At 58.9% G+C, this 13,108-nt stretch carries 7 protein-coding genes and 1 pseudogene; 3 read left to right on the forward strand and 5 right to left on the reverse strand.

Going from position 1 to position 13,108, the window contains the following annotated elements:
• Positions 1-74: 74 nt before the first annotated feature.
• The gene (locus OKW37_RS32945) at positions 75-929 is read right to left on the reverse strand and encodes an NAD(P)H-dependent oxidoreductase (protein ID WP_429403426.1); all 855 of its coding nucleotides are present in this window, start codon (positions 927-929) and stop codon (positions 75-77) included.
• 561 nt (positions 930-1,490) lie between these two features.
• On the opposite strand from OKW37_RS32945, the pseudogene OKW37_RS32950 reads away from it, so the two are divergent.
• Positions 1,491-2,289: pseudogene (locus tag OKW37_RS32950) on the forward strand (IS701 family transposase); the annotation flags it as partial.
• A gap of 469 nt (positions 2,290-2,758) precedes the next feature.
• Here OKW37_RS32950 and OKW37_RS32955 read toward each other — a convergent pair.
• Together OKW37_RS32955 and OKW37_RS32960 are read right to left on the reverse strand one after the other, a co-directional pair.
• Positions 2,759-4,003, reverse strand: a complete 1,245-nt coding sequence (locus OKW37_RS32955) for an HlyD family type I secretion periplasmic adaptor subunit (RefSeq protein ID WP_429403427.1) — start codon at positions 4,001-4,003, stop codon at positions 2,759-2,761.
• On the reverse strand, positions 4,000-6,375 hold the full coding sequence (locus tag OKW37_RS32960) for a type I secretion system permease/ATPase (RefSeq protein WP_429403428.1): 2,376 nt from the start codon (positions 6,373-6,375) through the stop codon (positions 4,000-4,002). Before OKW37_RS32960 ends, OKW37_RS32955 begins: the two co-directional genes overlap by 4 nt.
• A 542-nt stretch (positions 6,376-6,917) precedes the next feature.
• On the opposite strand from OKW37_RS32960, the gene OKW37_RS32965 reads away from it, so the two are divergent.
• A complete protein-coding gene (locus OKW37_RS32965; protein WP_429403429.1) occupies positions 6,918-7,628 on the forward strand; it encodes a response regulator in 711 nt (236 codons plus the stop codon).
• Between the two features lie 126 nt (positions 7,629-7,754).
• Here the strand turns inward: OKW37_RS32965 and OKW37_RS32970 are convergent, their stop codons facing one another.
• Positions 7,755-8,438, reverse strand: a complete 684-nt coding sequence (locus OKW37_RS32970; protein ID WP_184065397.1) for a response regulator transcription factor — start codon at positions 8,436-8,438, stop codon at positions 7,755-7,757.
• A 247-nt stretch (positions 8,439-8,685) separates the two neighbouring features.
• Between OKW37_RS32970 and OKW37_RS32975 the strand changes: the two genes are divergently transcribed.
• Entirely contained in the window at positions 8,686-8,883 is a 198-nt protein-coding gene (locus tag OKW37_RS32975) for a hypothetical protein (protein WP_184065399.1), read from the forward strand.
• Between the two features lie 239 nt (positions 8,884-9,122).
• Here the strand turns inward: OKW37_RS32975 and OKW37_RS32980 are convergent, their stop codons facing one another.
• Positions 9,123-12,491 (reverse strand): ATP-binding protein, encoded by a 3,369-nt coding sequence (locus OKW37_RS32980; RefSeq protein WP_429510025.1) that lies wholly within the window; start codon positions 12,489-12,491, stop codon positions 9,123-9,125.
• Positions 12,492-13,108 lie beyond the last annotated feature (617 nt).

Raw genomic sequence — 13,108 nt, forward strand, 5'->3', positions numbered from 1 at the left:
GCCTCGGCCTATGTCCGCGAACGACTGTAGCAATGGCGACTTACAACCAAATTTCAGGGAAACATACGATCCAGTCAGGCTTCGGTCGCTTCATCGGCTTCAGTTGGCGTCTCTGCGCCCGCATCTTCAACGTGCGCGGCAAACCCCACCCGCCCCGGCGCCAGATCGTCCCGCAATGTGAGCGCCGGAATCTCATACGCGCCGCCGTTCTGCGGCAGGAACGCGATCGGCGCGGCCGTCCACAGCGTGTCGAGCCGTCGCCCGAGCGCCTCGCTGACCTCGGCATACTTCGCCTCATCGACGCGGCTCGTGCGATAGACGACGAACGGCGGCAATACCTCGAAGCCGGGGTAAAACAGCGCACCGTGCTGGATCGGGAACAGCACGTCGTCGATCGGACCGTTGATGCCGCGTGCGCTGTAGTGCGACTCCCAGCCGCCCGTCGTGACGATCAGCATCGCGCGCTTGCCCGCGAAACGGCCCTCGCCATAACGCTCGCCCCAGCGCGCATCGGAATGCTCGCCGACGCCATACGCGAGACCGTACGCATAGACACGCTCCACCCAGCCCTTCATGATCGCCGGCATCGAGAACCACCACAGCGGAAACTGCAGGATCACCGCATCGGCCCACTTCAGCTTGTCCTGCTCACGCGCGATATCCTCGCTCTGCAGGCCGTTCTCGAACGCATGCTTCGATTCGAGCGATGCGAAGAAGCGCTCGCCGCTGTGACGCTCGCTGGTGTCGTGTGCGTCTAGCGACGCTTTCCAGTTCATCGCGTACAGATCGGACACCTGCACCGTATGGCCGGCGCGTTCGAGATGGCGGACAGTGAAGTCCTTCAGCGAACCGTTCAACGATTTCGGTTCGGGATGCGCATAGATGATGAGAACGTTCGTGATGGGACCTTCGTGGCTGAAAACAGTCACGATAGGCATCGCCGAGGTATATTGGAAATGAATTCCCAATATGTCAGGTATTGCCGTGGTTAATCTCAGAAGACTCGACCTGAACCTGCTGGTCACGCTCGTGTTTGCCCACAAAAAAAGAAAAAAGAAAACAATAAAGATGAAAAACCGTTGCCGACGCGACTCAATAAAGAACGAAAAATGCAAGCAAAACGAAAGATGTAGAGCCTCCGATTTACGGGCACAACCCAGCTAAAGGCGTTATCGGGAGGTGGATATGTCAATGCGGCAACCCGCTCCGAATGCTCGAATTGCGCCTCTCCCGGCATACCCCCCAGCCGACCGAAGGACCAAATCCGATCCACCGTTGCGGGTCGCGCGCCGACTGATCCGGTCGCCACGTCGGCCAAAGCTGACGCTCGCCCGTTTGACGGCGAAGGCTGCAGGTCACTTCGCTGCCGTTCGCAGGCAGATGTTGGCGAGCGGACACTTCTCGCATTCAGCAAATGACAGTCCCAAACCCCCTTAGTCGCCCGCAATTACGCCGACAGACGTCTCTTCCTTTAACACGCTGCTGAAGAAAACGGCTACTACTGGATCATTGACGACACCGGCTTTCCAAAGAAGGGACGTCATTCGGTCGGGGTGGCACGTCAGTACTGTGGGCAACTCGAAAAGCAGGACAACTGCCAGGTTGCAGTGAGCCTGTCGATCGCGACGCAACGCGGCAGCCTGCCGATTGCCTGGCAGCTGTATGTCCCCAAGGAAGGGCACCAGGTACGGCGCCGCTTCCGCCCAAGCCCTGGAGCGGGCGCGGCAAGCCACCGACATTGTTGCGCCGTGCGCCCGGCCACGAGCCGATCGCCGTGAAGGAACTGGCCATGCAATTACCCGTAAGCGCCAGGCAATCCGTAACCTGGCGCGAAGGCAGCAACGCAGCACTTTCCTCGCGCTTTGCCGCCGTACGGGTTCGTCCCGCACATCGCGACTATTGGCGAAGCACCGTTCGCGACGAAGAGTGGCTGCTTATTGAATGGCCTGATGGCGATACGGAGCCGCTCAAATACTTTCTTACTACCGCCCCTGACGAAGCGAGACTTGAGAAGCTTGTGTTCGTGACCAGAATGCGCTGGCGCATCGAGCGCGACTATCAGGACCTGAAACAGGAGTTCGGGCCCGGTCATTATGAAGGGCGAGGCTGGCGTGGCTTTCACCACCACGCCACACTGAGTATCGCTGCGTATGGGTTTCTGATGGCTCAGCGACTCCGAATGCAATCAGATGGACGCGATAAAAAAACTTCCTTGAACGCGCGCTGTCTGCCCTTCCCCCGGATTACATCCCCCGGGGCAGTCCAGCGCGCTCAACGCCACGTTCCTGATTCCACTACTACGTTGCGCATCCTGCTTGGGCTAAGGCTCATGCAACGATGGCTCTCTTCCTGTATGGCAATAAAGCGCTCAACTAATTATCTGACACAGTAAGATTGGGGAATCGTCATAGCGCCGTCGCAGTTATGACCATGGTTGCACCCTTCGCTATGTCATTGATCCGGTCTTGAGCATCGGCAATACGTTGATCTGCGTAGTCGTAGTCATTGGATTCGCCTCTTGCTGGTTCAACCGGCCGCAATCATGCGTCCCGTAGCGCCACGATCAACAACGACGCGCGAATCATTCCAGGCGCCGCAGCGTGTCGTGCCGGGTCAGGCGCGCTCCAGCGCAGCGAGCTTCTTCCGACCACGGCATGCAGACCCGGAAAGACGCGGGCTTCCAACCGGGAATCTTCCGGTTCCCTCCATCCTCACCCGTGCATGGCATTACCGGAAGTCACCAGATCCAACGAGATAATCACCGCTCCCGGAACGCTTCACGAGCCTTGAAAATCGGCTTCAGAATGTAGTCAAGAATGGTTTTCTCACCGGTACGGATGTCGACCGTCGCGACCATCCCGGGCAGAATCGGTAAGCTTTTTCCGCCTGCATGCAACTCACTGGAGTCTGTCAGCACAAGCACGCGGTAATACGTCGCATCGGGCCGGCCCGATGCGGCCTTCTGGTCGTCCTTGAGCGTGTCGGGGCTGATGTGCTGAACCGTGCCTTTCAAGCCTCCATAAATTCCGTAGTCGTAAGCCGTAATCTTCACGGTGGACGGTTGATTAGGATGCAGGAATGCAACGTCCGAAGGCTTGATGCGTGCCTCGACGAGCAATTGATCTTCCAGCGGGACAATTTCCATGATGTGCTCGCCCGGCTGGATGACCCCGCCAATCGTATTGAAGCGAATATTCTTCACCGTGCCGTACACCGGTGCAATCACAGTCGTACGCTGTAGAACATCCGCACGACCCACTACGGTTTCGCTGGTTTGCGCCAGTTCGAGTTCCAGCTTCGTGAGTTCCGAGTTTGCGTCGGCCTGAAATCTGTTGCGACGCTCGACGATCTGTGAGCGCAGGTCGTTTGCCTGCCGGCGCATGCGGAGCAGTTCGACTTCAGAAACAAGACCTTTGGCCGCCAGCGGCTCGGCCAGGCCAATTTCCTTGTTCGACAGCGAGTAGCTCTTTTCCAACGCGGCCACGCTATCGTTCAGTGCACGACGTCGCGCGTTGTAAGCAAGCGTCTCCTGCTTCACAACCGTAGGCACGGCTTTCACGTCGTCAGGAAACGTCAGCGGCTGCTCGTACGCCTCGGCACGCAAACGCGCAATCGTCGCCTTCAGTCCTACTGACTTGGACCACGCTTCGCGATAGCTCGTCTCGGCTCGCGTCGGATCGATCTTTGCCAGCACTTGTCCCTTCTTGACAATGTCGCCTTCACGTACGTCCAGTTGTTCGAGAATGCCGCCCTCAAGACTCTGGATGACCTGTTCGCGGCTCTTCGAAATGATGGTCCCCTCGCCGTGCGTTATCTCCTCCACGCGCGCAAAGTACGCCCAGGTCAGACCGCCGGCCAGGACCGTGAGAATGACGTAAAGCATGATCATTGAGCCCGGCGTCGACTGCGTCAGCAGCGATTCCCGGATGTCGCTCATGAAAGCAGCGTCGCCTTTGGCGAGCTTAGCCTTTTTCTTGCCTCGTTTGAAAATATTGAAGTTCATTGCGATTGCTCCTTGTTCGGTGCGCCTGCCTGCGTATTGCCCGCTTGCGCAGCGGCTGCCGGTACCGTCTCTTTGGCGCTCATGATCCTGATCTTCGCGGCAACGGCCTGAGGCGCCACGGGCGTATTTGTTGCGGCCGCGACGCCGGGCGAGGTGCCCGGTCGCGCGCGCTTCGGCGTTCCATCCACCGCTGCCGGTTCGCTCTTGCCTGACAGCATCGCGAGGATCTTGTCCTTCGGACCATCGGCCACGACCTTGCCTTCTTCGACTACGACAATCCGGTCAACCAGGGCCAGCAAGGATGGGCGATGGGTCACCACAACGATCGCCTGCCCCGCAGTTGCACGCGCGAGATGTTCAAGGAAGAGCGCCTCGGTTTGGGCGTCCATTGCGCTCGTCGGCTCATCGAGCAACAGGAGCTCCGGCCGGGCAAGGAGGCTGCGGGCCAGCGACACCAGCTGACGCTGGCCACCGGAGATGCCCGCACCACCTTCTCCGATTGGGAGGTTGATACCCCGTGGGTGGCGGCTAGCGACATGATCAAGCCCTGTCAAACGTATCACGCGTAGAAACTCGTCGGCGCTCGCTTCAGGCCGTCCGATCATCACGTTCTCGCGCAGACTGCCGTGAAAAAGACGCGCATCCTGGCCCACGTACCCCACAGCTTTGCGCCAGTCGGCAAGGTCAATCTGCTCAACGTCCAGACCGTCCGTGAACATCTGGCCTCCGACCGGCGCGTAAAGACGCGCCATCACACGCAGAAGGGTCGATTTACCGCTTCCAATGCGGCCCAGGATAGCAACCCGCTCGCCGGACTGGATGCTCAAATTGACGTCCTTCAGAACCGGTGGATTCGGTTGCATCTCCTGTGTGGGATACGAGAAGCAGACGTCCTTCAGGGTGATTTGCCCCGAGAGCGAAGGCTTCGGCAGATACGTGCGCGATGAATCGCGATCGACAGGCATCGCCATCAAGCTATTCAACGAATGTAGCGCGGCTTTTGCCTGCTGGAAGCGCAAGGCGAGTCCCATCACCTGGCTCAACGGCGCAGTAATCCGGCCAGCCAGCATCACCGTACCGATCAACGCGCCTTGCGTGAGCTCGCCTGCGTCGATCAGGTAGACGCCGAACACGACCAGCACCACGGTCTGCAACTGCTGCAACAAGGTAATGAAGCTCGTCGCCTTGCTGGAAATCTGACGCGACTTCATCGAAGAAGATGCCGCCATCGCGCTGAAAGACTCCCAGCGCTTTTGCATATGCCCTTCGCCACCCACCGCCTTGAGTGTTTCCAGACCTTCAACCGATTCGATCAGCACGCCCTGCTTGAGCGACGCCTCCTTGAGGTTCTCTTTTATGATCCGCGCGAGCGGCCATTGCACCAACAGACTCACACCGATGATCAACGGGATCATCAGCAACGGCACCCAGCCGAGCGAACCGCCGACCGCGAATACCACGCCTACAAAGACGAGCACGAATGGCAGATCGGAAATTGCAGAGAGCGTGGCAGAGGTTGCGAAGTCGCGCACCGACTCGAACTCGCGCAACTGGTTGGCGAATGACCCTGCCGACGACGGTTTGTGCTCCATGCGGATGGAGAGCGCCTGGCGGAACAAAAGCGTGCCCATGACCAGGTCGGCTTTCTTGCCGGCGACGTCGAGTAAATGGCTACGTACATGGCGCGAGATCGCTTCGAACAGCATCGCAATTCCAACCCCGATCGCGAGCGACCAGAGAGTGACGTAGGCCTGGTTCGGGACCACGCGGTCATACACGTTCATCGTGAAAAAGACGCTGGCAAGGCCGAGCACATTGATCAGCAATGCACCGAGCGCAGCACTCGCGTAGTAGCGTCGATAACGCCATAGCGTGCCCAGCAACCAGTGGCCGGCCGGTTCGACGCTATCCCCTTCGCGCAGCTCGACTTTGGCCGTCGGCTTGACCAGAATGGCGTAGCCCGAATAGATTTCGTCCATTTCCTCTTGGGTGTACTCCACGGGCTCGGGACCAATTTCCGGCACCATCACCTGATATAGAACGCGGCTTTTGGCTTCCTTGTCCGGATTCGCACGCCGACCCAGCAGCACGCAGCCACCCGTGCGGCGATGCAGCAAGATGACCGGCAGCACGTGCTCCGGCAGCAGTTGCAGACGACGCTCCACCAAGCCCGCCGTGAGGCCCGCGTTTGACAGGGAGTCGAGCGCCAGTGACGGCGAAAGCATGCCGCTCTTCGGCAGCCCCGCGGTGAGCGCCTGCGCCGTCCTGCCGCAACCGTAGCGCTCGCAGATCCACATCACGGAACCGAGGAGGCCGTCCTCGTTGGTGAGGGGCGCGGCAGCCTGTACGTCAGGAAAATCGTTTCGAGTCATGATCGTAACCGGTTAGATTGAAGTATGTGGTGCGACACCTGAACCGCAATCCAGACTCAGAAAACAATGAAGCAATGCTCGTCGTTTAAAGGATCGATTCGGCTAATTCGGGTGACCTGATGAACGAAACACGAGATTTCGTACTGGCTCCAATTGTCCGGATATCGGTGACCCCGCGAAATCAGACAGCCGCGACAACATAGTGAGACTGGTACGAATTTTTAGTTCACAGTCTTTCACAAGCACTGATTTCCGTGCGCGATTGTCTGACCAGATAGGGCCGCCAGGATCAACGGTGGCCAACCCACTATTCGCCTGTTAATCTTGTATCGTTACTAGTAACATGAAGTTAAAGTCCGACGTTTGTCGATTTAAATTTGTCTCAGTGCGGTGAAACATGAAATGGCACCGATTTAAGGTTAGAAACCTGACAGACAGGCTGACCAGCCCCAGGAAAACGGTCCCGCTTTCTCATAGTCGAATTGCTTATGCGGGCGCGTTGTAATGCAAGGCATTGTGCCCGGAGATAAAGGACGCCCCAAATGGAGAATGCCGCCATCCGGGTCATGTTTGCTGACGATCACCCTGCGATCGTTGCCGGACTGATTTACATGCTTGAAGAACACCGTACCATCAAGACAGTGGGCACCTGCACAAACTCGACCGAGCTGATCGCGGAACTCGGCACGCAGCCATGTGATGTACTGGTGTGCGATTACTCCATGCCGGGCGGCAATTACGGTGACGGCATTACGCTGTTTTCATTTTTGCGGCGCCGATACCCGGCCATGCGCATTGTCGTGCTGACGATGATCGACAACCCAGGTATCATCCGCTCGCTGCTCAAGCTCGGCATTCAGTGCATTCTGAGCAAGGCCGACCCGATGGAACATCTGGTCGCCGCGATTCACGGCGCATATGCGGACGCACGTTATTTCTCTCCAACCATTTCAAAGATTGTCTGGCAACTCAACGTGGATACGCCTGCCTCCGGCAGTCGAGCGCTTACTGCACGCGAATCCGAAGTGGTCCGACTCTTCGTGTCGGGACGGTCGGTCAACGAAATCGCAGCGCAACTCAAGCGCAGTAAACAAACCATCAGTTCGCAGAAAGCCAGCGCAATGCGCAAGCTAGGCGTGGGAAACGACATCGAGCTGATCAAGTGTTCGATTGACACGGCGCCTACCCTCGTACCGGAAGATGGTGACCATGATGCGTCCGATCCGACGCAGCCACGCGACGGCAAACCCTGACGACGAAATGAGAGCGGCGACGAGGGCCTTTAAGTGCACACGCGACCGAGGGTAGCATCGCAACAAAAAACACTAAAAGCGCAAAAGCGATGAGTTTGGACGCGTGTGATACGAAGACTGAGCCGGTCAGATCTCCGGCTGCGACCCATCGGTCGCCACACCGAGCCCAGCTTCGTATGCAAAGTGAAACAGGTCGGCGTCCCGTTCAATCCCGAGCTTTCGCATCGCGCGGGTCTTTTGGGCACTGATTGTCTGCTTAGTGCGATGTAGTCGGTCGGCGATTTCATTCACAGACATACCTGACACGAACAGCCGGATGACTTCCGTTTCGCGCGTGCTCAGCGTTTGGGTGCGCTCGTTCCGACCAGGAGAGGAATCCGGAATAGCGTCTTTCAGGCTTCGCGAGGTAGAAAGAAAGTAAGTGGCGCCCGCATAGACAGCGTGAATCGCGGAGATCAAATGGCTCGTGTCATGAGATTTACTTAACACCGAATGCACGCCACGCTTTGACATTTCACGCGTAATGGCAGGGTTTTCGATAGTCGTGAAGACTACGATCTTGAGCGCCGGGTAGGTTCGTCGCAAGAATGCCAGCAACGTCAAGCCGTCCCCGTACTCTCCACCGGGCATCGCGTAATCGGTAATGAGGACATCGCAAGGGGCGCTGTTCAGCACCTTGATGAGCTCGCCGGAGTCTCCTGCCGTGCCTGTAATTTCCAGCGTAGGTACAGCGGAAAGTTCGTGCTTGATACCGGAAAGGAGTGCCGGATGATCGTCGGCCAGCACGACACGGATTTTCATTTTGCTCATGCAAAGCTCCGCGGAAATGGGATGAACCGGGCCGCGACGGCAAGCTCAATGTACCCGAATCTGACTTATCCGAGAGAATACCCTCTGGAAAACTGGAAAGCAAAAAAAGTGGGGCAAATTCGACCGACTGGAGAATTTATGGCTTTCCCTCGTATGTGTCGGATTTCCGAGGGCTGGCCACCTGGAACCGAGAGCCGGGCCATTGTCGACGTTGTCAGGTAGCTGAGGTCGTCGCGAAGAGGGTCAGATGAAGAAATCAAAATCGCCGCTTCACGGTCACCGTTTGTCCGCTGGCGTCATCAGCACGCCGTGCGTTGGTATTTTTCTCTTTCAGTTGAGCTTGCACGTCATCGAGGAGTTGCTCTTCGAGCGCAGCGTGGTCGTGACGTACGAGACGATCCGAGGCTGGCGCGACAGATTCCGTGCAGGCTTTGATGCCGCTTGAAAGCGGCCCGACGCGAGACAGATAGCACCCGGCATCTCGATGCGATGTTTTTGACGCTGCGCACCCTCACTTCCCTGCTTGACGAACATGACGCCGGGCCCCGAACAGTCATCAACCCACGCGTAAACGTGGGCGCCGCATGCGAGGCTTATTTGACAAACCGCCTCAGCATGCGCTGGCACTGGATCGTCACGTTGATAACCCATCCTCCGGACGTCCTTTCACCAGAATCAGATTTCTCAACCGACCTCAGGACACTCAGATTCTGATACCTCCGCAAGAACTTCACGCAGTGTTTTCGTGTCGGTCAGAACATCGGTGCGCAAACGGGCGCCAAGAGTCTCAATCATTTTCTGCGCCACCTGAACACCATCCTTCGATATCGTCATTTCCAGCCGGGCGCATTGATCTGCCAGGGCGTCATGCCCAAACACCGCTAACGCGCCTCGCAGTGAATGCAACTCAGCCAGCAACCGGGTTGCATCCCCGTCATTGTGTGCCGCACGGATCACCCTCAGCGATGCCTCACACGACTTCCGGAACGTTTCACGCGTCTGTTCCGGGACGGCTCGCCCCCCCAGCATGCCGTCGCGCCTGGGCTCGCTTCCATCCGCTTCTATCACCACGCGTGGCACGCCAGTCACTTCCGACAGAACCGCCGACAACTCATCCAGTTGTAGCGGCTTGGTCACCACGCGTGCCATTCCGGTCGCCTCGCACCACGTTCGCACCTCCAGCGTTGCGCTCGCCGTGGCCGCCACAATCGGCATCTCCGGCCAGTGCACCTGTGCTTCGCGTGCCAGCGCGTAGCCGTCCAGTACCGGCATCGACAGATCCGTCAGCAGCACATCAAAGCGTTCCCGCGATAGCCAGTCCAGTGCGTGCCGCCCATCTTCTGCCGCCCGCGTCTCGCAGCCCAGCATCCTCAACTGCTCCTCGAACAGTTGACGGTTCACCGCGTTGTCCTCCGCGATCAGCACTTTCAACCGGCGCGACGACAGCACCTGCTGCGTCTCATCGCACGCCTGGAGCGCCTCGCCTTGCAAGGTGTACCGCAACGCCGCCACAAGCCCCTTCAGGCTGTAGCTCGAGACCCTGACTACCGGCTCTACCGCTACCGGATATGCCGGACCTTCCGTACTACTGTCGATCACCCACGACGACTCCGCTAACAAACCGCTTTCATCATCCGCGTGCCAGGTGTCACGCTCGCCGCAGAGGATCAGCGCGTCCGCCTCGTTCAACATCGCCGGGTGAAGTTGCGCCGGATGCCGGTATGCCTGCACCTGCAGCCCCCACGCCTCCAGCGCTGCCACTGCATACGTGTGCCAAGCGTCCGCCGCAGCCACGAACAGTATCCGCTCTCCCGCGAAACGCGGCATGTCCGACTCGCCTTCGCTCTCGCCCAGCGGCACCCGCGCCGTAAAGCAGCTGCCCTGACCTGGCTCGCTGCGCACGGCGATCGTACCGCCCATCGCATCGATCAGCCGCGCGCACAACGCGAGGCCAAGTCCCGTGCCGCCAAAGCGACGGTTGATCGTTGCATCCGTCTGGCTGAACGCCTGGAACAGAAGCGCCTGCTGTTCCGACGACATCCCGATCCCGCTGTCTTCCACCTCGATCGTCAACATCGCGTCCTGATCGTCCACGCCCGCCTCCACCGACAACCGCAGCGTCACCTCCCCATACGCCGTAAACTTGATGGCATTCGCCAGCAGGTTGTTCATCACCTGGCCAAGCCGAGTCGGATCACCCTGCATCGGCAGCACCGGCGACGTTCCGAACACGCCCGACAGCCTCACGCCCTTTGCGCGCGCCAGCGGTCCGAACATCAACAGCGCCCGAGACGCCACCTCCTGCGCGTCGAATGCGATCCGCTCCAGTCTCATCTCGCCGGCCTCGCTCCTCGAGAAGTCCAGCACATCACTGACGACCTCAAGCAGTCCGTCCGCCGAGGCCCGGATCGTCGTCAGACGGTCGCGCTGCAACGCATCCAGTTGCGAGCGCGACAGCAGTTCCAGATTTCCCATGATTGCATTCAGCGGCGTGCGGATCTCATGGCTCATCGCCGCAAGGAACGCCGATTTCGCCGCGTTGGCGGAGTCGGCCGCCTGCTTCGCGTCACGTAGCTGCCGCTCCAGACGCTTTCCCGCCGTGATGTCCGTGAACGCCGTCACAAGCACGTCCTGTCCCTGGTAGCGCGCCGGCACAACGCTCACCGAGAGGTCCATCGCCCCGCCCTCGCGCGTAGGGAGCGTCAGTTCCTCGTGCAGCATGCCGTTCGCCCCCGTTGCCCCGCCGCGCTCCCGGTGACGTCGAACCAATTCCGCCGACAGCGTCTCGGTCGGCACGACTACCCGCGCCGCAGCGTCAATCATCGTCGGGCTACGCAATAGCGCCTTTCCGCTCTCCACTGCGATCAGCCCCAGCCCCACTGGCGCCGTTTCGACCAGCATGCGGCTTAGGTGCTCACTCTCGAACACCCGTCGCGATCGCTCAATTGCCGGCCGGAAAACGCGTTGCTTGAGATAGATCAGAAACCCCCATACGACGGCAAGCGTCGCAAGCGTGAGCACAGCACCGATACCGATCTGTTTGCCGATGCCCGCAACAACGTCGCGCCATGTAAATACATAGACAAGCACCCAGCCCGTATCGCCAAGACGATCCGCAATCGTGAATACACCGTCCCGCCAGGTTTCGCGTTGCATGCTGCCGGTCGCTCCCGCGACACCTAACGCCCGAACGCGATCAATCAATGCAGGGGCCTGCTCATTCCAGGCTGTGCTCGCTACTATTTCTCCTTTCTCTGACACGACCATATACGTGCCATCGAACCCGCCAACGGTCAAAGGTGCTGTCAAGATCTCCGGGTCGTATTCCGTCACGAGGATCGCAAACGGTGATCCGTCTGAGAACACCGGCGCGGCGATGCGAATCGCCATTTTTCCCGTCAAGGGACTGATAGCAGGCAGCATCCAGGATACGGGCCGACGATTATCGGGTTGCTCGCCCGCATGGATGCCGGCCAGACCATCCAGCCCATCCCCCAGATCCGCAATCAAATGCGCACGGCCGGCAGACGTCCCGGCCATCGCTGCCTGGGGGGGCAAGGGCGCAGACAGAATTCCGGCAATATTGTGCCGCGCACCATAGAAATAGCGGCTCGCCTGCTGGCCCCGCACCAATGAATTTACTGCGCTGACACGGCCGAGTTGTGCAGTGAGACCAAGATAGCGACGGCGTTCATCGTGGGTCAGGGATTTACCTGGCATGTCGAACAACAACGGCGGTTGTGCCGTGGACATGGGCAATGGCACGAATGCGTACCCCTGACTGCGAAATCGCGTGATTAGCTCGAGATCGACCTGATCCGCGTCCTGCCACGCCAGCTCCGCGCTGACTAGCGCGGAGCGGAACAATGCTTCGCTCGAGTTGACTTCGCTCATGACGAGGTTGCGATCGACGAGGAAGTTCTGCCGCTCGGCTGCAACCTGCCCGCGTACCGCCGACAACGCCGCGAGCGTGAAAGCGAAAAGCATCATGATCGTGGTCACCAATCCACCACCGAACACCAGCAGCTTCTTGTAGCGCTGCAACTGGTTCAAGGCATCATTCTGTGGAGCGGAGGACATGGCGGCACCGGTTCGTTCTGGAGACTGTCGATGCACCTTTGACAATCACACTGACATAGCGCACCGGACCAAAACGATTATCGCGGCGCGAGAGCGGATCCGATCAGCCGCCCCCACAAATCAGACCCATGCGATGCGAAAGCAAATAATAATCAGACCCGTCAACGTGCCGGCGTGCGCACTGAGTGTGAGTCAAGGCTTCGCGAGTAGGTTCGGACGAGTCAGTAGTCGCGAACATTTTTGCCAACAGTGGTTCTTCACCCCTGCCTCACTCATCTCTGTGCAGGCTGTATTGAGCGCAATGAAGATCCCGCATCGTGCTCGCTGACGATCATCCCGCGGTGCTTTTTCGGCATTAAGCAATAACTGGCTGTAGCCCTCCCACTAGACGTTTTAGGTACGGCGAAGGACTCAGGCGAACCAGGCAAGTCGCTAGACGCTTCCTCTTGCGACATCCTCGTCACGGAATACGCGATGCCGTGGGGATAGTACGGTGACGGCTTGAGGTTTTTAGCCCTCCTGCTGCGAAAGTATCCTGCACTCAGCTCAGAATCGTGGTCTTTACGACATTCGAAAATGCCGCATCACCC

This window comes from Paraburkholderia sp. MM5482-R2, assembly GCF_050436125.1.
GTDB lineage: Bacteria > Pseudomonadota > Gammaproteobacteria > Burkholderiales > Burkholderiaceae > Paraburkholderia > Paraburkholderia tuberum.